Raw genomic sequence first — 20611 nt, forward strand, 5'->3', positions numbered from 1 at the left:
AGCCGGGCGAGTATAATCGGAAGCAAACCATTTCGTTACCAAGATCATGGCAGAAACGACACACGATTGGACCCACTGGGAACCCCAACACGTCTTGGCGGGGTGGCTGCATCAAGCCATCACCGCAGCATTCCCCGACCACGCCCATCTCCCGGTAGCGCTCGAACGGCCGAAAGACCCCAGCCACGGTGACTGGGCGACCACCTGGGCGCTCGTGCACGCCAAAGCGCTCAAACAGAACCCACGCGCGGTCGCCGAAGCGATCCGGCGCGAGCTCACCCCCCACCCGTGGGTTGCAGAGGTGACGATCGCCGGGCCTGGGTTCCTCAACATCCGCCTCACCCCGGCAGCGAAAACGGCGGTGGTGCCGAAGATCCTCACCGCACGGGACCGCTTTGGCGCCGGCAAACCCCGCGCCGAACGGGTGCAGATCGAATTCGTCTCCGCCAATCCCACTGGCCCCCTGCACGTTGGGCATGGCCGCGGCGCCGCGTACGGCGCAACGCTTGCCAACGTCATGGCGTTCGCGGGTTGGCAGGTCACGCGGGAATACTACGTGAATGACGCCGGCCGCCAGATGGACATCCTCACCCTCTCCACTTGGTTGCGCTACCTCGCGCTGTTCGGCGTCGCGATCCCCTTCCCGAAAAACGCCTATCAGGGGCAATACGTCGTCGCGATGGCCGAAACCCTCAAGCAGGCGCACGGCGCGCGCTTTTGCACCGCTACCGCGGAAACGCTCCTGGCGGGCGTTCCGGAAGAACCGCCTGCGGAGCGCACCGACGACGACGCCACCCAGCAGCGCGAAGCGCGGCTCGATGCGCTCATCGCGAACGCCAAGCGGTTGTTGGGCGAAGATTATGCGTGGCTGCACCAGTTCGTCCTTACCGAACAGCTCGGCGATTGCCGCGACGACCTTGCCGAGTTCGGCGTCACCTTCGACCACTGGTTTTCGGAGCAGAGCCTCTACGACACTGGACTGGTTGCGCGCGCGATCGAAACGCTGGAAAAGCGTGGCCACCTCTACACCCAAGACGGTGCGAAGTGGTTTCGCGCCACTGCCTTCGGCGACGAAAAAGACCGCGTGGTGCAGCGCGCCAACGGCAGCTACACCTATTTCGCTTCCGATATCGCCTACCACCTCAACAAATTCGAACGCGGCTTCGACCGCGTGATCGACATCTGGGGCGCCGACCACCACGGCTACATCCCCCGCGTGCGTGCCGCGTTGGCAGCGCTTGGGCTCGACACCAGCCGCTTCGAAGTCCTGCTCGTGCAGTTTGCGGTGCTCTACCGCAACGGCGAAAAGGTGCCGATGAGCACCCGCGCCGGCGAATTCGTCACGCTGCGCGAACTGCGCCACGAAGTGGGCAACGACGCGGCCCGCTTCTTCTACATTCTGCGCAAGTCCGATCAACACCTCGATTTCGACCTCGATTTGGCAAAACGGCAATCGAACGACAACCCGGTCTATTACGTTCAGTATGCGCATGCGCGGATCGCCTCGGTGCTGCGCGAATGGCTCGAACACGAACCGGACGGCGCGGCGATCGACGAAAGGCTCTCGGCCGCCGACCTCGCCCCCCTTGAAACCTCTCCGGCAGCACTCGCGCTTGCGCAACGGCTGCAAGCGTTCCCTGCCATCATCGCCACGGCCGCCGAAGAGCGGGCCCCGCACCATATCGCGTTCTACCTGAAAGCGGTTGCTGCCGATTTCCACGCGTGGTACAACGTCGATCGCATCCTGGTCGAGGACCACGCGGTTCGCCTGGCGCGGCTCGCGCTGGCGCGCGCCACGCAATGGGTCCTCAAAAACGGTCTGCAGCTCCTCGGTGTTTCGGCGCCGGAGCGGATGTGAGTCGGTGAAATGGTAACGGGACGATGAACGTGGCTCGGATCGCAGCGCGAACACAACCTCCGCGCCCCCAGTGGGGGGGAACCCTGGTGGGGCTGCTTCTTGGGATTGCGCTGGGCACGCTACTGGCGCTTGCTGTGGCCTGGTACGTCACGCGCCATTCCCCGTTTCGCTCCCAATCCACGACCACCGTCCCCCCGAGCGAAATCCCCAAAGAGATTCTTGGGATGATTCGCAGCCCAAACGGTGGCGCACCACCCCCTACGAACCCAGCACCTTCTGCTGCCCCCTCTGAAGCGACGTCTGCGCCCCTGCCCCCCTCGCCGGCAACTGCCGCGCCGACGCAGCCGCCGACGCCCCCGGCGTCGCCTTCCGCTGCCTCCCCCCTCTTGCCTTCGGCGCCCTCCCGCAGCGGCCCGGCAACCGCAGCGAACGTCCCCCCTCCGTTGCAAGCAGCGCCCCCGGCTGCCCAAGCGCATGCAACCGCTCCCCCTACCCCGCCGCAACCCGCGCCCCCGCCACCTGCCGCGGTCGAGCGGTGGTACTGGCAAGTGGGTGCGTTTGGTTCGGAGCAAGAGGCCAACCGGGTGCGCGCGGAACTTGCGCTGATGGGGCTTACCTCACGGGTGGAACCGGCTCAAATGGAGGACGGTCGAACGCTCTACCGCGTCCGGGTGGGGCCCTATCCGTCGCAGCAGGCGGCGCAAGCGGCCCGCAGCCGGCTGCAAGGAGCGGGTTATCAACCCGTGATGGTCAAAGGGTGATCCCCAAGCAAGGAGGAACCGATGCAGAATGGCTTTGGTGATGCGCTGAGTCGTCGCGCGTGGCTCAGCACCACAGGCGGGTTGCTGGCGTTGGCTGCGCTCCCACGGGCGGTCTTCGCCGCTACCACCCACGAAGTGATCGACCCACCGATCGCCTCCCCGAGCGACGTGATCGAAGTGCTGGAGTTTTTTCATTACGGCTGCCCCCACTGCCGCCAATTCGATCCGCTGCTGCACGCGTGGAAAGCAAAACTCCCTAGCGACGTCCGCGTTCGCGCGGTGCCAGTCATCTGGAACCAGCGGGTGCTCCAAGGGCTTGCGACGTTTCATTTCGCGCTTGCGGCGATCGGCGCGCTCGATACCCTCCACCCCCGCGTCTTTGCCGCGCTGCAAGACGAACGTCGGCCGCTCTACGACCGGGACGGCGCCGCCGAATGGGTGCGCGAGCAGGGTGCCGACGGCGCGGCGCTTGCCAAAGCATGGGATTCCTTCGGGGTACAAACCCGCGTGAAACAGGCCGACCGCGAGACGCGCGAATACCAGATCCAAGGGGTGCCGACGCTTGCGATCGCGGGGCGTTATCGCACGTCCGCGTCGCTCACCGGTAGCCACGAGGCCGCATTGGCCGAAGCGGATCGGCTGATCGCGCGCATTCGGCAAAATCGACAGCAAGGGTGACGGGCATGACCGGAGCCGGCAGCTACCTGACAACGGACGCAGCGCCTTCCGAGCGTCGCCGCCACCAACGAATCTACGTCGCGCTCGTCTCGCCGCGCCGTTTTCGGGTGGACCTCCTGGGCGTTCCCGGTGGCAATGACTGCCCCGTCTATGACCTCTCGTTGGGCGGCTTTTCGTGTGGTCGCCCGCAGGAGATACCCACTGCGCCCTTTCCCTTCGTTTTGCACAACGACGGCGACGCGCAACCGATTCGCGGTGAAGCCGAAGTCCGCGCGGTGGTGAGCGACGGGCGCATCGGCTGCGCGTTCGTGGCGCTAGACCCGGCCGCAACCGAACGGCTCACCCGCTGGCTCATCGATTACATCCTGACCAACGCCCGCGTGCGCATCGACGAAGAAGAGGCGCGCGCGATCGTCGAAGGAAACTCGTTTTTGTGATTCACTCCTGCCTGAGCGCGACGATCGGATCGAGCCGCGCGGCGCGGCGCGCGGGTAGGAAACCGAACACCACCCCCACCGCAGCGGAAAAGAGCACCGCAAGCGCAATTACGCCCAAATCGACGAGAAACGGAAAGCCAAGCGCCTGCGCCGCTAGGTAGGAGGCCCCGAGCGCCAGGACGATGCCGATTGCGCCGCCCGCCAGCGACAGCACCACCGCTTCGACGAGAAACTGCGTCATCACGTCGACGGCGCGCGCGCCGATCGCCAACCGAATCCCGATCTCGCGCGTCCGCTCGGTGACCGAAACCAGCATGATGTTCATGATCCCGATCCCCCCCACCACGAGGCTGATCGCTGCAACCGCCGAGAGCAGCGCAGTGAGCATCCGGGTGGTCGCGGTGAAGGTCCGCTCGATTTCGCGCGAATCGGTGATGCGGAAATTGTCGCTCTCGTTCGGCGCAACCCGCCGCCGCTCGCGCAGCAACTGCTGCACCTCGGCAATCGCTTCGCGGCTGGTATAACCCGGCGCAACGGCGGCGATGATGAAGCGCACCTGCGTGTTGCCCGCGATGCGGCGGTGGTAGAGGCGCAGCGGCACCATCACCACATCGTCCTGGTCGCTGCCAAAGGCCGACTGCCCTTTTGCGGCGAGCACCCCGATCACCGTGCAGGTCAATTTGTCGAGCCGCACCCGTTCGCCGATCGGCGACCGGTCGCCAAAAAGGGCCGTAGCCACCGTCTGACCGAAGAGGCAGACCGCGGCGCCGGACCGGAGCTCGCCGGGCGTCGGTTCGCGCCCTTCGATGACCGGCCACTGCCGCGCCGCAAGGTACCCTTCGCCGATGCCGACGATCTGCGTCGTCGTGCTCTGGTTGCCGGCGATCACGGTGCGGTTGGTCGCCGCAGCAGGCGCAGCGATCGCGATCGTCGCCGCTTCGCGCTCGAGAAAGCGGGCATCCTCGACCGAAAAGGGCACCGTGGCGCTCCCCGGACCAAAGCCGCGGGAGGGGCTGATGAAGAGGACGTTCGACCCCATCGCGGCGATCTGCTGCTGCACCGCGGCGGTCGCGCCGCGCCCCAACGTGACGAGCGCGATCACCGCCGCAACCCCGATCACCACCCCGAGCACGGTCAAAAAAGAGCGCAACGGGTTGCGCGAAAGCGCCCGCACCGCTTCGCGCCACGCGATCATCCACATAGGCCGCCCCTTTCTTCGCGCTCGATCCGCCCATCGCGGAAATGGACGATGCGCCCTGCGTATTCGGCCATCTCCGGTTCGTGGGTCACCATCACGATCGTCACCCCAAGGGTTGCGTTGAGGGCAGCAAGCAGTTGCATGATTTCGTGGCTGCGCGCCGAGTCGAGGTTGCCGGTGGGTTCGTCGGCAAGAAGCAGCTGCGGTCGGGTGACGATCGCGCGCGCGATCGCAACCCGTTGCTGTTGCCCGCCGGAGAGTTCGCTCGGGCGATGCCCTTCGCGCCCGGAGAGTCCCACCTGCGCGAGCGCCGCTTGCGCACGCGCGCGGCGCTCGGCCGCTTTCACCCCTTGGTAGAGAAGCGGCAATTCGACGTTTTCCAACGCGGTGAGCCGCGGCAAGAGGTGAAACCCCTGGAAGACGAAACCGATCACGTAGCGCCGCAAGAGCGCCCGCGCATCCGCATCGAGCGCGGTCACCTCGAGCCCCGCCAACGTATAGCGTCCGGCGGTAGGGGTATCGAGGCAGCCGATCACGTTCATACAGGTCGATTTCCCCGAGCCGCTCGGCCCCATCAACGCGACGAATTCGCCGCTTGCCACGGTAAGGTCGATCCCGGCAAGCGCAGTCACCGCGGCGTCGCCCGACCCATAGACGCGGCTGATCCCTTCCAGGACGACGAGCGGGAGCGCCCCGGTTCGTGGCTGGGCTGCGTTGCTCACCGCGCCTCCGCACGCAGTTCCCGAACGATCACGGGCATTCCAGCGCGCAATTCCCCTTTTTCCACCGCGACCACTTCGCTGCGTTGCCCGTCGCTTAGCCCCAGCCGGACCGTGACCGCCTGCGGCGCGCCCGCTTGCAGGACGTAGAGGGTTACCGTGCCACGTCCTTCATTTGCGGGTGGCGTTTGTGGGGTTCTGGGAATTGGCGGACGCAGCACCGCGAAGAGGGAAAACCCTTTCCCCCCTTCTGCCTGTCTGCTTTGCGGTCGATAGCGCAGCGCGGCGTTTGCTACCGTCAATACCCCTTCACGGCGATCGCTTTCGATCTCGGCGGTTGCAGTCATTCCGGGGCGAAGCCGCAGGTCGGGGTTGGGTACCGCGATCACCGTTTTGTAGGTGACGACGCCATTGACCACTTCGCTTCCCCAGCGCACCATCGTCACCCGCCCCGTGAAGGTCTCGTCGGGAAAAGCATCGACCCGGAACCGCACCGTCTGGCCGGCACGAACCCGGCCGACGTCGGCTTCGTCGACGTCGGCAAGGAGTTCCATTTCGCGCAGGTCTTCCGCGATCACGAAAAGCACCGGCGCTTGCAGCGACGCCGCGATCGTCTGGCCGGGATCGACTTTGCGCTGCAACACCACCCCGTCGACCGGGGAGCGGATCACCGATTTGTCGAGGTTGATCGCCACCTCCTCGAGTTGCGCTTCGATCTGAGCGATCTGCGCCGCTACCTGTGCGTCAATGGCTTCGGCGCGCGCCACCGCGGCTTTTGCGGCGTCGAGATCGGTCTGCGCCACCGCGCGGCCGTCGCTTGCCTGCGCCGCGGTGCGCAACCGTTCGAGCCGGGTGCGCGCCTCTTGAAGCGTTGCTGCGGCTTCCGAGCGTTTGGCGCGCATAGCCGCCAACTGCGCCGTCAATTGGCGGCGCTGCGCTTCGAGCTTGCGGGTGTCGAGCCGCGCCAGCACCGCCCCTTTGGTGACGCGGTCGTTGAAGTCGACCAATACGTCGCGCACGGTACCCGAAATCTCGGCGCCGACATCCACCTGACGGGTCGGCTGCAGCGAACCGGTTGCCGTCACCGTCGCGACCAGGTCTGCGATCCGCGCCTCATCGGTAGCGTAACGCACGGCCGGTTGCGGCGGCTGCCTTTGCCACCACCACGCGCCGGCGCCCGCTAACAGCAAAAGGAGCCCCACCACGAGCCACCGCCCGCGTCTGCGGCGGGGCTTCTCTGCTCGGCGCAGGCGCGCGCTCAGTTCCGGCGGGAGCCCACCCGCCTCTGCGCGCGCCTCTTGCGGTCGATCCGAAGCGCTCACGATCCCGTTCTCCTTTCGGTTGTCGTAACCTCACCACGGCACACCCAGACGGTATTCGAGCAGCAGGCGGTCGTTGCGGCTGGTTGCAAGCGCCGTCTGGTACGCCGCTTCGGCGTTGAGCCAGGTGCGCTGCGCGTCGAGAACGAGCGCGTAATCGACCATCCCGGCGCGGTACTGTGCGTCCATGAGTTGCCACGCCCGCTCGGCTGCCTGCGCTGCCGCTGCCAGCGCCCGGCGGCGTTCGTCGTTTGCCTGCAGTTGCGCGAGCGTCTGTTCGACCTCGCCCAACGCTGCGACGAGCGCTGCGCGGTAGTTCGCCGCCGCTTCGCGCACCGCGGCGTCTGCGGCGCGCGCTTCGGCGGCAAGCCGCCCACCGTCGAAAAGGGTCGCGGAAAGGTTCCACGCGAGCGCCCAGCTCGCCGCGCTCATCTGCCAGATCGTCGCCGGATTCGCCGCCGCGAACGCCAGCGTACCGGTGAGGGGAAAGGTCGGATACTGCGCCGCGCGCGCATCGACCGCGCTCGCCACTGCCGCTGCAAGCCGCCGCTCTGCTTCGCGCACGTCGGGACGGCGGCGCAACAGATCGATCGGGGTGCCGGGATCGGGCGGCGCCGGCAACAGTTCGTCCGAAGGCAGCGGCGGCGGGTTGCGCCAGGCGCGAGCGATGCCTCCGGTGAGGATCACCAACCGCTCGACGGCAATAGCGTACTGCGCCTGCGCTTGGGCGCGTTGCGCGGCGAGTTGCGCTGCCAGGGTTTCGAGCTGCGCCCGTTCCCGTTCGCTGGCAAGGCCAGCCGCGATGCGGGCGTCGAGGAGCGCGCGGCTCTGCGCGACGATCGCCATTTGCCGTTCGCTCACCGCCTGCTGCGCGCGCGCGGCGATCGCGTCGAGGTAGGCCTGCGCGGCTTGCAACAATAACTGCCGTTCGAGTTGCGCCGCCGCCCAGTGGGCCGCTTCGGCCTCGAACGCCGCGGCGCGCGCCGCCGCGGCCCGTCCGCCGAACAGGTCGGGCGTCCAGCGCCAATCGACACCCGCCTGCGTGGTGGTACCGGCGCTCGCTTGACCGGTGCGCGCCGCGCCCGTGCCGCTACGCGCCACCCCCGCATTCGCGGTCACCGTCACCCCACCGGCTTGCGCCTGCGCCGCTTCGGCAAGCGCAGCGGCTTTCGCCCACCGCGCGAGCGCCGCGTCACGCTCCGGGTTCGCCGCACGCACCGCGGCAAAGAGTTGCGCGAGCGTGGGCGCAGCGGTCAACCAAGGCGACGACATGTTGGTCGTCGCAACCTCGGCAACGCCGTGGTGGTAGCGCTCGGGCCAATCGGCTTCGGGGTTCGGGTATTGCGGCGGCTGCACCGCGCACGCAGCAAGGAGAAGGGGCGCGAGGTACGACCACCTAGCGCACCGTTGCCGCCAGCTGGGCAAGGGATTCTGGATCGTTGCAATTGGCAAAAGCGTCGGGTTCATCCGCGAATGAGACCGCACGATGCGGCAAAGTTCCGTACCAGGCGTCGATTCTACGCCGATGGGTCGCAAGGAACGCAGCAAGGCTCGGCAAATGGGCGCGATGGACGAGCAAGAAGACCGGATGGGGGCGCGTGCCATCGTGGGCGAAGAAGACGGGCGGCAGGGGGTCGCCTGCGCGGTCTGCGTCGTCTGCCGCGGCAAACGCGCCGGCAGCGTGCGCCGCGGCAAGGAAACGCGCCACGAGATCGCGCGGCAGAAGCGGCGCGTCACACGGCACCGTCACCACCCAGTCGCTGGGTGCTGCCGCCAACCCAGCGGCGATCCCGGCAAGCGGGCCAGCGAAGCGCCATTCGGGGGGGTCACTGACCACCGGGTAGCCGAGTGCGCGATAGCGGTCGAGGCTGCGGTTGGCGCTCACCAGGAGCTGGGCAACCTGCGGACGCAACCGCTCGATCGCCCACGCGATGAGCGGTTTGTCACGCCAGGTGACCCACCCTTTGTCGACGCCGCCCATGCGCCGCCCTTCGCCGCCAGCCAGAATCAGCCCGGTCACGGGAAACCGGTTTGGGTCAGGTTCGGTATCAAGCATGGGGATCTCCTCCTCCCGTTCCGGTGTCACGCCGCGCCATCCCCTCTTCGCAGCGCTTCGCGCGCCCGTTCGCGCGCCGCAAGCGCCGCTTCGCCGTGGCGCCGCTTCACGTGCCCGAAGCCCCGCACGGTGCGCGGCCAACGCGCCAGCGCTTCCGCACGCGACACCGCGTCGAGGTTCGCGTGATCGCGGCGCAATTGGTCGGCGATTTCCGCAAGATCGCTTTCGTAGAGGCGGATGAGTTTCCGCTCCCAGCGCCGTTCGGCACTCTGCCCGAACGGGTCGAACGGGGTACCGCGCAGGAACTTCAACCGTGCCAACCACGGGAAGACCCGGCGTAGCCAGGGACCGTAGGTGCGCTTTTCGATCCGGCCGGTCAGGGGATCGGGTTTGGCCAAGAACGGCGGCGCGAGCAAAAACTTTGGCGTAAAACCGGGTTCGAACGTCTCGCCCAGCTGTTGCCACACGTCAGGGTCGCTCCACAGCCGCGCCACCTCGTATTCGTCCTTGATCGCGAGGAGGCGATGGTATTCGCGGGCCACCGTCGCGGTGAGCGGCAGGTCGTCTGGGCGCTCCGCTGTGGCTTCTGGGAGCGTCTGACCCGCTTGACGCCGCAGCGCGCGTTCGGCGTCGCGGATCCGTTCGACCCGCTCCCGGTACCGTTCGGCGTAGCGCGCGTTCTGGTAGCGGGTGAGGTGCGCAACACGGCGCGCGATCATTTCGTCGAGCGTCTGCGACAGGCGCAAGATCCCCTTGGGTTCGCTGTGGGCAAACGCGAACACTGCGTCGAGATCGACCGCGGCGCGCCGCCCCCACAAGAACGCTTTCTGGTTCGCGGCAACCGCGACCCCGTTCAATTCGATCGCGCGCAGGAGCGCCGCCTCAGAAACCGGCACCCACCCCTGTTGCCACGCATAGCCGAGCAGAAAGGCGTTGGTGAAGATCGCATCCCCCATCAGCCGCGTCGCCAATTGGGTGGCATCGAACGCGAAGGGCGCTCCCCCGATCGCGTCACCGATCTGCGCCAGCAGCCGCTCGCGGGGGAACTGCCAATCGGGGTTGCGCGTGAATTCGAGCGTCGGCGTCTCGGCGGTATTGACGACCACACGGGTGCGCCCGACGGTCATTTTCGCCAACGCCTCGTCGCTCGCGGTGACGATCAGGTCGCCGCCGATCACCGCGTCCGCTTCCCCGGCAGCGATGCGGGCTGCGGTGATCCGCTCTGGAGTTGCGGCTAGCCGTATGTGGCTGAAGACCGCGCCCCCTTTCTGCGCGAGACCGGTCATGTCGAGCGTCGTCACCCCTTTCCCTTCCAGGTGCGCCGCCATGCCGATGAGCGCGCCGATCGTCACCACACCGGTCCCCCCGACTCCGGTCACCAGGAGGTTCCACGGGCGGTCGAGCGCGGGCACGCCGGGTTCGGGCGGCAGCGGCCAATCGTCGTCGCCCGCAAGCGCTTCTCCTTTTTTGAGCTGCGCGTTTTCGAGCACGAGAAAGCTGGGACAAAAGCCGTCGGCACAGGAGTAGTCTTTGTTGCAGCTCGACTGGTCGATCTGCCGCTTGCGACCAAACTCGGTTTCGAGCGGCCAGACCGCGACGCAGTTCGACACTTCCCCGCAATCGCCGCACCCTTCGCAAACCTCCGGGTGGATGAAGAGCCGCCGCGGGGGATCGGGGAACTGCTTGCGTTTGCGGCGGCGCCGCTTCTCCGCCGCGCAGGTCTGGTCATAAATGATCGCCGAAACCCCAGGCAACGCGCGAAATTCGCGCTGAATCGCGTCAAGCTCCTTGCGGTGGCGAATCGGCACCTGGTCGACGTCGGCCGGGCCATAGACGCGCGGCGTTCCGTCGGTGACGATCACCAAGTTATGGACCCCTTCGGCTTTGAGTTGCGCGACGATCATCGGGACGGTGAGCGGTCCGTCGACCGGCTGCCCGCCCGTCATCGCGACCGCATCGTTGTACAGGATCTTGAAGGTGATATTGACGCCCGCCGCGATACACTGCCGAATCGCCAGGATCCCGGAGTGGTAGTAGGTGCCGTCGCCCAGGTTGGCGAAGATGTGGCGCGTTTCGGTAAACTGCGCCTGCCCGACCCACGGCACCCCCTCGCCCCCCATCTGGGTGAAGGTACTGGTGTGGCGCTCCGGCATCCAGGTGACCATGTAGTGGCAGCCGATCCCGGCAACCGCGCGGCTCCCTTCGGGCACGCGGGTCGAGGTGTTGTGCGGACACCCGGGGCAGAAGGTGGGGAGCCGTTCAGCATGAAGCGGCAGGCGCGCCAACGCCGCCTCTTTCTGCGCGATCCATTCGAGCCGCGCCCGCATTTCGGGCGAATCGTACCAACGGGCCAAGCGGTTGCCGATCGCACGCGCGATCATCGCTGGCGTGAGCTCCCCCGCCGCGGGCAAGAGCCATTCGCCGTGGTCGACGGTGCCGTCGGGACGCACGAGGTGGGCCCACTCCCCCTTTTCGTCGAATTTGCCGACCACCCGCGGCCGGACATCTTCGCGCCAGTTGTAGAGCTCCTCTTTGAGCTGATATTCGATGAGCTGCCGCTTTTCCTCGACCACCAGGATCTCTTCCAACCCGTCGGCGAAGCGGCGCACCGCGTCGGCTTCGAGCGGCCAGACCATCCCGACCTTCATCAGGCGGATGCCGATCGCCTTGGCGCGTTCGGCGTCGATACCCAGGTCTTCGAGCGCCTGCAGCACGTCGAGGTAGGATTTGCCGCTGGTGATGATCCCCAGGCGCGGCCGTTCGGGTTCGATCACGATGCGGTTCAGTTCGTTCGCCCGCGCGTACGCGAGCGCTGCGTAGAGCTTGTGGTGCAGCAGCCGCTCCTCTTGCACCCGCGGCGGATCGGGCCAGCGGATGTTGAGTCCGCCCGGCGGCATCGGAAAGTCGGTGGGAAGGGTCACGGTGACGCGGAACGGATCGGCGTCGACCGACGCGGCGCTCTCCACCGTATCGGCCACCGCTTTGAACGCGACCCAGCAGCCGCTGTAGCGCGACAGCGCGTAACCGTGGATTCCGTAATCGAGGTACTCCTGCACGTTGGCCGGCGCGAGCACCGGCATCATCACCGCTTTGAAGATATGGTCGGTCTGATGCGGCAGCGTCGACGATTTCGCCGCATGGTCGTCGCCAGCAACGACCAATACGCCGCCGTGGGGCGACGTACCCGCGGCGTTGCCGTGGCGCAAGACGTCGCCACTGCGGTCGACCCCCGGACCTTTGCCATACCAGAGCGCAAAGACGCCGTCGTAGCGGGCACCCGGGAACAGGCCGACCTGTTGCGTTCCCCAGACCGCGGTCGCTGCCAGATCCTCATTGACGCCGGGTTGGAAGACGATCGCGTGGTCGCGCAGGAAAGCTTGCGCGCGCCACAACTCCTTGTCGAGCCCGCCCAGCGGGGAGCCGCGGTAGCCGGAGACGAAACCCGCGGTATTGAGCCCGGCGGCTTGGTCACGGATCTTCTGGTTGATCAGAAGACGCACCAGCGCCTGCGTCCCGGTCAAGAAGACCCGGCGTTCGCGGTAGCGATCCTCTAGGGTATAGCGGGCGAGCGCCAGCTGGCCGATGGGTGCGTTCATCTTCTGTCTCCTTTGGTGTGGCTGCGCGCCGCGAAGCGATTCGGCTTGGCGGCAGCCGGTTCCGGATCGTGGTGATCGTTCGCAGTCTTGTTGTATCGATTATTTTTGCGCGTTACCGCGGTCGCGAACAGTTAGGGAAAACCCGATCACCACGCCAAATAGGCGTACCCGGCCTCTTGGAGCTCCATGATCGCCGCCGCGCCCACTTCGACGATTTCGGCAAACGGTTCGATCGCCTCTGGCCCCCAACCGAGGGTTTTCATCGTGTTGCCGCACGCGATGTAGCGCACGCCGTAGAACTCCGCTTGCCCTTTCGCCCGCTGCCGCAGCTCCTCCGGAATCGGACGCTGCGGCGTTTTGGCGATGAGGTGAATGCCCGGACCGAAGCAGACCACCGCGATTGCGATCTGATCGGGGTACTTTCCCAGCATCGCCGAGATCGAGTTGAGGATATGTCCGATGTATTCGGGGTCGGCTTGGTTGAGCTGATAGACGATTTTGTGGGGCATCCCGTCACCCGCGCTCTCGCCCCGTGCGGCCCCCACCGCAAGCGCCAACGCAGCGGGGGCAGTCAAAGCCAGACGCCGGCGGCGGTCTGGCGCGCGCGCCGCGACAGCGGTCGGTGGCACGGGTTCGGCGTTCGTTGTCGTCGCTTTGCTCATCACACGCGCTCCTCTCTGAAGGGGTCTTTATAAAAAACCGAGCCGTTGCCGCGGGCCACCCTTTGCGACCACCTCGTCACGCAGCGCGCTCAACAGCGCCTCGCCGCTTGCCGCACCACCGAGCAGACGCAACCGCTTCACCGCGGCCGCGAAATCGCCAGGCGTCAAGCGGTCGAGTTCGCGGGTGCGGTGACTCCACGCTTCGGCTTCGTCGCGCGGAACCCCCAGCCGCACCGCCTCTTGGACGAAGAGCGCTGCCCGCTGCGGCGCGGTGAGATAGTCGAACCGCACCTTGAACGCAAAGCGACGCAGGCTCGCGGCGTCGAGTTGTTCCACGAGGTTGGTGGTGCAGATGAAAATGCCGTCGAACGCCTCCATTTGCGTGAGCAGTTCGTTGGTCTGCGTCACCTCCCAGTGCGCGTGCGCCCCACGGCGGTCGGCAAGGAAGCTGTCGGCCTCGTCCAAAAGCAGCACCGCCCCCCGCTCGCGCGCTTCCCGAAACATCGCCGCGATCGCCTTTTCGCTTTCGCCGAGCCATTTGGACAACAGGTCGGAGGCGCGTTTCACCACGATCGGCTTGTCGAGCGCGCGCGCGATCCCATGCGCGAATTCGGTCTTGCCGGTACCGGGCGGGCCATAGAAGCAGAGCGTTGCCTGCGGTTGCCGCGCCAGCGCCGCAACGAGCCGCTCCGGATCAATGTCGAGGTTGAGGAACGCCCAATCGAGCGCAGTTGCAGCAGGTAGCCGCGGCACCCCCCGTTCCCCAAGAAGCGCCAAGCTCGATGCCAAAGCCCGTTCCGCGGCAACGAGCGGCGAGACCGCCGACTCTGGGCCTTTCCCAACCGGGCGCGCCGCCACCCAACGTGCCACCTGTGCCGCTTGCGCTAGGAGCGCCGGTGACGCTGCCTCGTGGCGCACAAGGCGCATCAACCATTCGTCGCTGGCGTTGAGCCCCGCAAACGCTTGCCGCGCGATCGCCATCCGCACCCCTTCGGGCGGGACGGGAAAACGCACCGCGTACGCGAAACGGCGCAAATAGGCCGGATCGAACGCCGCGTCGTTGGTGATCCAGATCGTCGGCAACGGATTGTTCTCGAGCAGCCAATTGGTCCACGCTTTCGCGCCGCGGGTTGGCGCGGTATCGTCGTCTCCGCCCAACAGCGAAAGCAGCGTATGCCCCGAAGTGGGCAGCACATCTTCAGCTTCATCGAGCAGCATCAACGTCCGTTCGGCGCGCGCGGTGATACTCGACGCCGCGGCGTAGGCGCGCAGGCGCTCTTGACCCTGGATCGGTTCGCCCGCTTCATCCTGCGCTGGGGTCTCCACCAGCCGCGCACCGAGCGCTTGCGCAAGCGCTTGCGCGAACTCGGTTTTGCCGGTACCCGGCGGCCCATAAAAGAGCAGGTTCACCCCTTTGGCACGGGCCGCAAGCGCCCCGTCCAAGAGCGCGATCAAGGTCGCGGCATCCTGCGCCAAATGGGGAAAATCGGCGAGCGTACAGCGCGGCTGCCGCACCACCGGCCGAACGAACGCTGCCATCAAGTCGTCGGTGGTGAGTTGGCTCGAGAGCAAGAGGTGCGGCAGCCGCCCCATCACGTCGAAACGCGTCTCGAGGTCATGCCCCGCACGGGGCGCCGCATCGACCCGAACCAACCCAGCGCGGTGCAGCGCCCCGTCGGGCCGCAACGCTTTGACGACGAGCGCGCGGCGAACGTTCGCGATCGCCGCGACCGCCAACGCGACATGGTCGAGCCCACCCGGTTGGTTCGCCGCCGCCACCGCCGCGTGGAAACGGCGAAACGCCGCCAACGCCACCGCAAAGCGCAACACCCCCACTTCGGCGCGGTTGAGTCCCAGCACCTTGCCCAGACGCGCCGAATTGCGCAACAACGGCAATTTCGGGTTGATCGCGGCTTCGAGCTGCTCCAAGCGTTCGAGCAGCCGCTTCTCGATCCCCGCAGTGCCGAGCTTGCGCATCGCGGCGCGGTCGATCACCGTATCGCCCTCTTCGTCCTCGCGCGTCGGGACCAATTCGCCCACGTAGCGCACGTAGTCGCTGTCGAGCAGGATCGGCTCGGAAAAGATGCTCTCCTTGTCCAGGTGGCGGTGCCACCCGAACGCAAGCGTCAAACGGATCAACCACGCCCCGAGGAGCGGCGCATGGGGATCCCGGTCCGATGCGTCGAGGGCTTGAAAAAGATGAGCGAGGCGCTTGGCCAAAATCACGACTCCTTTACTGCTTTCCTAGCGGTTCGGGTATCATCGCGCAAACGCAACCCGGATGATTTTTCATGGGGCACCACGCCGTTAGAGCGGAAAACCTCGATTCGGTTCGCCTGGACCTCTGGCTCTGGGCCGCCCGTTTCTTCAAGACCCGAACCCGCGCGCAAGAAGCGATCGCGGCAGGGCACGTCAAGCGCGAGGGCGACCGGGTGAAAGCGTCGCACCGAGTCAAGGTGGGCGAACGCTACACGATCCGCATCGGCCCCTACGAATGGCAGATTACGGTTGCCGCGCTCAGCGACCGCCGCGGCCCGGCCGAGGTGGCCCAAACGCTCTACCAAGAGGACCCCGAAAGTCACGCCCGCCGTCAAGCACAAGTGGCCGAGCGCCGCGCCCAGCAGGCGGCAGCTGCGAAACCGAGCAAAACCGCGATCGACCGCGCGCGCCTGCGGGCGCTGAAGCGGCAACAGCGCGCCCCGTGACCGCGCACAGCGACGGCACCCTTACGACGAAGCCGCTCGCAACGACAGACGCCGCGCCCTCTCCTCTTTTTCCGCTGCCTCTTGCAGGCGTGCAAGCCATCGGCGGTGCGCTTCATCCAGACAGAGATCGGCTTGAATGCGCTGCGTACAGGCAGCGCGTGCCGCAGCCAGCTCTTGGTCTGCCAGCTGCCGGATCCGCCGCGCCTCCTCCCTGAGCTGCACCGCTGGCGCCTGCTCCCGCGCCACCACGCCGCCAACCACCGCGACGACGCCGAGCACTGCCGCCAAAAGCCAGAACCCTCCGCGCATGGATCGAGCTTCCTTGTTAGAATTCGTCTATTGTATCCCTTTGGAAGCGAAGATGGAACTCGTTTGCCTTGACCTCGAAGGGGTGTTGATCCCTGAAATGTGGGTGGCGTTCGCCGAAGCGGTAGGGATCCCGGAACTCAAGCGCACCACCCGTCAAGAACCCGATTACGATCGGTTGATGCGCTTTCGTCTGAAGATCCTAGAAGAGCACGGTTTGGGCATCCGTGAGATCGAGCGGGTCATCGCCACCCTCGAGCCGCTGCCGGGCGCCAAAGCGTTTTTGGATGGCCTGCGGGAACGCTACCAGGTGATCATCCTTTCCGACACCTTCCAAGAGTTCGCACGGCCCTTGATGCGGCAACTGGGTTGGCCCACGCTCTTTTGCCACAACCTCGTCGTCGCTCCCAACGGCACGATCGCCGGCTACCGGCTGCGGATGAAAGACCAGAAACGGGAGGCGGTGAAACGGTTCAAAGAGCTCAACTTCCGAGTCGTCGCCGCGGGGGACTCCTACAACGACACCACGATGCTCGCCGAAGCCGACGCCGGGATCCTCTTTCGCGCGCCGCAGGCTGTGGTCGAAGCATTCCCGCAGTTTTCGCTCGTTCCCGAATCGTATCGCGAACTGCGTGCGGCGATCGATGACGCGTTTACCCGCATCGCCCAAGAACGGCACGAGGCAGCGGCGCGATGAGCAATCGCACCTACACGCTCGTGGCGTCGTGCCCGGACCAGGTGGGGATCGTGGCGCGGGTGTCGCAGTTTCTTGCCGAACTGGGCGGCTGGATCCTCGAGACCAATTTCCATGCCGAACCGGCCGATGCCGCAAACCCGTCGGGCCGCTTCTTCATGCGCCTGCAGCTGCGCGCCGATTCGATCACGCTGCCCTTGGTGACGTTGCGCGAACAGTTCGCGCATGCGGTTGCCGAACCGCTCCAGATGCAGTGGCGGATCACCGATTCGGCGGTGAAAAAGCGGGTGGTGATCCTCGTGTCGAAGCAAGAACACTGCCTCTACGACCTCTTGGCGCGCTGGCAAGCTGGCGAGCTCGACGTCGAAATCCCCTGTGTGATCTCCAACCACCAAACGCTGCGCGGCATCGTCGAATGGCACGGGATCCCCTTTTTTCACGTCCCCGTCGCGCCAGAGAACCGATCCGAAGCGTTCGCCGAGATCCGCCGCATCTTCGACGAGGCAAAAGGGGACGTGATGGTGCTCGCCCGCTACATGCAGATCCTGCCGCCGGAGCTCTGCAACGCCTATGCGGGCCAAATCATCAACATCCACCACTCGTTCCTGCCCAGCTTTGTCGGTGCGCGTCCCTACCACCAGGCGTGGCAACGCGGCGTGAAACTGATCGGCGCCACCTGTCACTATGTAACGCCCGAGCTCGACCAAGGGCCGATCATCGAGCAGGACGTGATCCGGGTCGACCATACCGACACTCCGGACGAGATGATCCGCTACGGCAAGGATATCGAAAAAGCGGTGCTCGCGCGCGGGTTGCGTTATCATATCGAAGACCGGGTCTTGATCCACGGCACCCGCACCATCGTCTTTCGGTGATCCCAAGGGGTTGCAAACGACCGTTTTTGCGGCAAAATAGCGGACACATGCAGGAGGAGGGGGCGACGCGCCCGGTTGTTCCACCATTCTTTTCAGGAGCAAACATCATGAACAAAAGCGAATTCGTCGAAGCCTTGGCCGACAAGATGGGCAGCAGCAAAGCCGAAGCGGCACGTGCGCTCGACGCCGTGCTCGCCACCGTCACCGAACAGCTTGCGAAAGGCGAAAAGGTCACCTTCACGGGCTTTGGCTCGTTTGAAGTCGTCACCCGCGGCGAGCGTACGGGTCGCAACCCGCAAACCGGCGCAACGATCACCATTCCGGCCACCAAACTCCCGAAATTCACCGCGGGTGCGGCGCTGAAGAAAGCCGTGCTCGGGTAACCCTTTCGTTCTGATCCGCACCTGCGGCGCGGCGGCACTGCGTGCAGTCGCGCCGTTCTCTTTCCGCTTACCGACTGCGACGCCGCGTATGATCCCCCACCTCACCACGGCCCTTTCGGGGCCGCTCCTTGCGATCGAACAGCAATTCCTCGCCCACCAGCCGGCGATCGAACGCTGGTTTCGCCACTGGTTCACCGAGCACACCCCTCCGTTTTACGCTTCGACCGACCTCAGAAATGCCGGGTACAAACTCGCGCCGGTGGACTTGAACCTCTTTCCGGGTGGATTCAACAACCTGGCAGAACCCTTCACCCCGCTTGCCGTGCAGGCGCTGCAAGTCGCGATCGAACGAATCTGCCCCACGGCGCGGCAATTCCTTCTGATTCCGGAAAACCACACCCGCAACCGCTTCTACCTCAGCAACGTCTACCATCTGCAGCGGCTTTTGCGCCTCGCGGGGGTCGAGGTGCGCGTCGGGTCGCTCCTGCCTGAGATCGCGGAACCGACGCCGTTCGAAACGCCGGCGGGCACGCTCGTCCTGGAACCGATCGTCCGGCGTGGCAACCGCATCGGGCTCGCCGATTTCGACCCGTGCGCGATCCTCCTCAACAACGACCTCTCCGCTGGGATTCCGGTGATCCTCGCCGAACCGCTCGAGCAGATCGTGATCCCGCCGCCGCAAGCGGGCTGGCATCGTCGCCGCAAATCGCACCACGCGGCGTGTTACGCGCAGGTTGCGAACGAATTCGCCCAAGCTTTCGCGCTCGACCCCTGGTATTTCACCCCGGCGTACCGCACCGTGGGGGGCGTAGACTTCCGCCACAAACAGGGGGTGGAGGCGCTTGCCGACGCTGCAAGCGACCTTTTCGACGAAATCCGACGGGAATACGCCGCGCGCGGCATCACCGAAACACCGTTTTTGGTGATGAAAGCGGATGCGGGCACCTACGGCATGGGGGTGATGATCGTCAAAGACCCCGCGGAACTGCGGGAACTCTCGCGCCGCGACCGCAACAAAATGGCACGGGTCAAAGAGGGGCTCGAGGTCACCCAGGTGATTCTCCAAGAGGGGGTTCCCACCTTCGAACGGGTAGCGGGCGCCGCCGCCGAACCGGTCGTCTATTTCATCGACCACTACGTCGTGGGCGGGTTTTATCGCGTCCATACCGAACGGGGACCCGACGACAACCTCAACGCCCCTGGGATGCACTTCACGCCGCTTACCTTCGCGCGTCCCTGCTCGGTACCCGACTTTTCCGCTCAGCCCGACGCCGAACCGAACCGCTTCTACGCCTATGGCGTGGTGGCGCGGCTGGCGCTTGCAGCCGCCACCCTGGAGATCGAGGCGCTCATCACCCAAAGCGGAGAAACGCCGCCTGCGCCCCCCTGCTGAGGGAAGCCGACGATGGAACTCCTCTTTCTGATCGATCCACTCCCCGCGCTCAACCCGAAAAAAGACTCCTCGCTTTTTCTGATGCGGGAAGCGGCAGCGCGCGGCCACACCCTCTGGGTCGCTTATCCCGGCGCGATTGCCTGGCGTCACGACCGCGTCTGTGCCGAAGCGCTGCCGCTTGCCGTCGACCCCAACACCCCGCATACCGCGTGGGCAGAAGGTGTGACCCCACGCTGGCGGGCGCTCCGTGAATTTTCCGCGGTGCTGCTGCGCTTCGACCCGCCGTTCGATTTCGAATACCTGGCGCTCACCTGGCTGCTCGAGCGGGCGGAGCAGGAAGGCGCGCGCATCTTCAACGCCCCGCGCGCAGTGCGTGACCACTCCGAAAAACTGAGCATTCTCGAATTCGCCGAATTCATCCCGCCCACTCGAGTGGTGCGGCGCATGCCCGACGTCCAGGAGGCGATCGATGCGCTCGGCGGCGACGTCATCGTGAAACCGCTCGACGCGATGGGGGGAGCGGGTATTTTTCGCATCCGCCGCGACGACCCCAACCGCAACGCGATCGTCGAGACCGCCACCGCACAGGGCCAGCGCACGATCATGGTCCAGCAGTACCTCCCCGCGATCGCCGACGGCGACAAACGGGTCTTACTGATCGCCGGTACGGTGGTACCGTGGGCGCTCGCGCGGATCCCGAAAGCGGGCGAAACGCGCGGCAACCTCGCCGCTGGAGGCAAGGGGGTAGCGATGCCGCTCACCCCTGAGGAGCGGCGGGTCGCCGAAACGCTGGCGCCGATCCTGTGGCGGCGCGGCCTCTTTCTCGTCGGGCTCGATCTCATCGGGGGCAAACTCACCGAGATCAACGTCACGAGCCCCACCTGCTTCGTCGAGATCGCCGCGCAAAGTGGCGAGAACCCCGCGGCGACCGCGATCGAACGGCTCGAAGCGGTGATCGCGAACCACTGATC

At 66.1% G+C, this 20611-nt stretch carries 19 protein-coding genes; 10 read left to right on the top strand and 9 right to left on the bottom strand.

The annotated features are described in order from the left end of the window. The first annotated feature begins 46 nt into the window (after positions 1–46). The 4 genes from argS to KUL93_RS04985 are packed head-to-tail and all read left to right on the top strand — an operon-like array spanning position 47 to position 3734. Complete coding sequence (gene argS, locus KUL93_RS04970) at positions 47–1858, top strand: arginine--tRNA ligase (protein ID WP_217125988.1); 1812 nt, start codon at positions 47–49, stop codon at positions 1856–1858. Positions 1859–1881: 23 nt separating this feature from the next. Next, the gene (locus KUL93_RS04975) at positions 1882–2619 is read left to right on the top strand and encodes an SPOR domain-containing protein (RefSeq protein ID WP_217125989.1); all 738 of its coding nucleotides are present in this window, start codon (positions 1882–1884) and stop codon (positions 2617–2619) included. Between the two features lie 21 nt (positions 2620–2640). Beyond that, positions 2641–3297: a thiol:disulfide interchange protein DsbA/DsbL gene (locus tag KUL93_RS04980; protein WP_217125990.1), complete on the top strand. Its 657-nt coding sequence runs from the start codon at positions 2641–2643 to the stop codon at positions 3295–3297. 5 nt (positions 3298–3302) lie between these two features. Continuing rightward, complete coding sequence (locus KUL93_RS04985) at positions 3303–3734, top strand: PilZ domain-containing protein (protein WP_217125991.1); 432 nt, start codon at positions 3303–3305, stop codon at positions 3732–3734. A 1-nt stretch (position 3735) separates the two neighbouring features. Here KUL93_RS04985 and KUL93_RS04990 read toward each other — a convergent pair whose 3' ends face one another. The 8 genes from KUL93_RS04990 to KUL93_RS05025 form a co-directional block, all read right to left on the bottom strand. Next, on the bottom strand, positions 3736–4935 hold the full coding sequence (locus KUL93_RS04990; RefSeq protein WP_217125992.1) for an ABC transporter permease: 1200 nt from the start codon (positions 4933–4935) through the stop codon (positions 3736–3738). Next, complete coding sequence (locus KUL93_RS04995; RefSeq protein ID WP_217125993.1) at positions 4926–5654, bottom strand: ABC transporter ATP-binding protein; 729 nt, start codon at positions 5652–5654, stop codon at positions 4926–4928. Before KUL93_RS04995 ends, KUL93_RS04990 begins: the two co-directional genes overlap by 10 nt. After that, a complete protein-coding gene (locus KUL93_RS05000) occupies positions 5651–6973 on the bottom strand; it encodes an efflux RND transporter periplasmic adaptor subunit (protein ID WP_217125994.1) in 1323 nt (440 codons plus the stop codon). Before KUL93_RS05000 ends, KUL93_RS04995 begins: the two co-directional genes overlap by 4 nt. A gap of 30 nt (positions 6974–7003) precedes the next feature. Then, a complete protein-coding gene (locus KUL93_RS05005) occupies positions 7004–8395 on the bottom strand; it encodes an efflux transporter outer membrane subunit (RefSeq protein ID WP_217125995.1) in 1392 nt (463 codons plus the stop codon). After that, positions 8367–9026, bottom strand: a complete 660-nt coding sequence (gene mobA / locus KUL93_RS05010; RefSeq protein WP_217125996.1) for a molybdenum cofactor guanylyltransferase MobA — start codon at positions 9024–9026, stop codon at positions 8367–8369. The genes KUL93_RS05005 and mobA overlap by 29 nt, the downstream gene beginning before the upstream one ends. A gap of 26 nt (positions 9027–9052) precedes the next feature. After that, positions 9053–12622: an indolepyruvate ferredoxin oxidoreductase family protein gene (locus tag KUL93_RS05015; protein ID WP_217125997.1), complete on the bottom strand. Its 3570-nt coding sequence runs from the start codon at positions 12620–12622 to the stop codon at positions 9053–9055. A gap of 146 nt (positions 12623–12768) precedes the next feature. Continuing rightward, a complete protein-coding gene (locus KUL93_RS05020; protein WP_217125998.1) occupies positions 12769–13284 on the bottom strand; it encodes a DsrE family protein in 516 nt (171 codons plus the stop codon). A 27-nt stretch (positions 13285–13311) separates the two neighbouring features. Continuing rightward, positions 13312–15504 carry an ATP-binding protein gene (locus KUL93_RS05025; protein ID WP_217125999.1) on the bottom strand — a complete coding sequence of 731 codons (2193 nt, stop codon included), beginning with the start codon at positions 15502–15504 and terminating at the stop codon, positions 13312–13314. Between the two features lie 71 nt (positions 15505–15575). Between KUL93_RS05025 and KUL93_RS05030 the strand changes: the two genes are divergently transcribed. Continuing rightward, positions 15576–15989, top strand: a complete 414-nt coding sequence (locus KUL93_RS05030) for an RNA-binding S4 domain-containing protein (protein WP_217126000.1) — start codon at positions 15576–15578, stop codon at positions 15987–15989. 21 nt (positions 15990–16010) lie between these two features. Here the strand turns inward: KUL93_RS05030 and KUL93_RS05035 are convergent, their stop codons facing one another. Then, a complete protein-coding gene (locus KUL93_RS05035; RefSeq protein WP_217126001.1) occupies positions 16011–16298 on the bottom strand; it encodes a hypothetical protein in 288 nt (95 codons plus the stop codon). A 52-nt stretch (positions 16299–16350) separates the two neighbouring features. Between KUL93_RS05035 and thrH the strand changes: the two genes are divergently transcribed. The 5 genes from thrH to gshB all read left to right on the top strand — a co-directional run bounded on the left by thrH (position 16351) and on the right by gshB (position 20609). Beyond that, entirely contained in the window at positions 16351–16992 is a 642-nt protein-coding gene (thrH, locus tag KUL93_RS05040; RefSeq protein ID WP_217126002.1) for a bifunctional phosphoserine phosphatase/homoserine phosphotransferase ThrH, read from the top strand. Further along, positions 16989–17864 (top strand): formyltetrahydrofolate deformylase, encoded by an 876-nt coding sequence (gene purU / locus KUL93_RS05045; protein WP_217126003.1) that lies wholly within the window; start codon positions 16989–16991, stop codon positions 17862–17864. Before thrH ends, purU begins: the two co-directional genes overlap by 4 nt. Before the next feature lie 107 nt (positions 17865–17971). Then, entirely contained in the window at positions 17972–18247 is a 276-nt protein-coding gene (locus tag KUL93_RS05050) for an HU family DNA-binding protein (protein WP_217126004.1), read from the top strand. Positions 18248–18335: 88 nt separating this feature from the next. After that, the gene (gene gshA, locus KUL93_RS05055) at positions 18336–19640 is read left to right on the top strand and encodes a glutamate--cysteine ligase (protein WP_217126005.1); all 1305 of its coding nucleotides are present in this window, start codon (positions 18336–18338) and stop codon (positions 19638–19640) included. 12 nt (positions 19641–19652) lie between these two features. After that, positions 19653–20609, top strand: coding sequence for a glutathione synthase (gene gshB, locus KUL93_RS05060; RefSeq protein WP_217126006.1), 957 nt, complete (start codon positions 19653–19655; stop codon positions 20607–20609). The last annotated feature ends 2 nt before the right edge of the window (positions 20610–20611 follow it).

This window comes from Hydrogenophilus thiooxidans, assembly GCF_019049855.1.
Taxonomy (GTDB): domain Bacteria; phylum Pseudomonadota; class Gammaproteobacteria; order Burkholderiales; family Rhodocyclaceae; genus Hydrogenophilus; species Hydrogenophilus thiooxidans.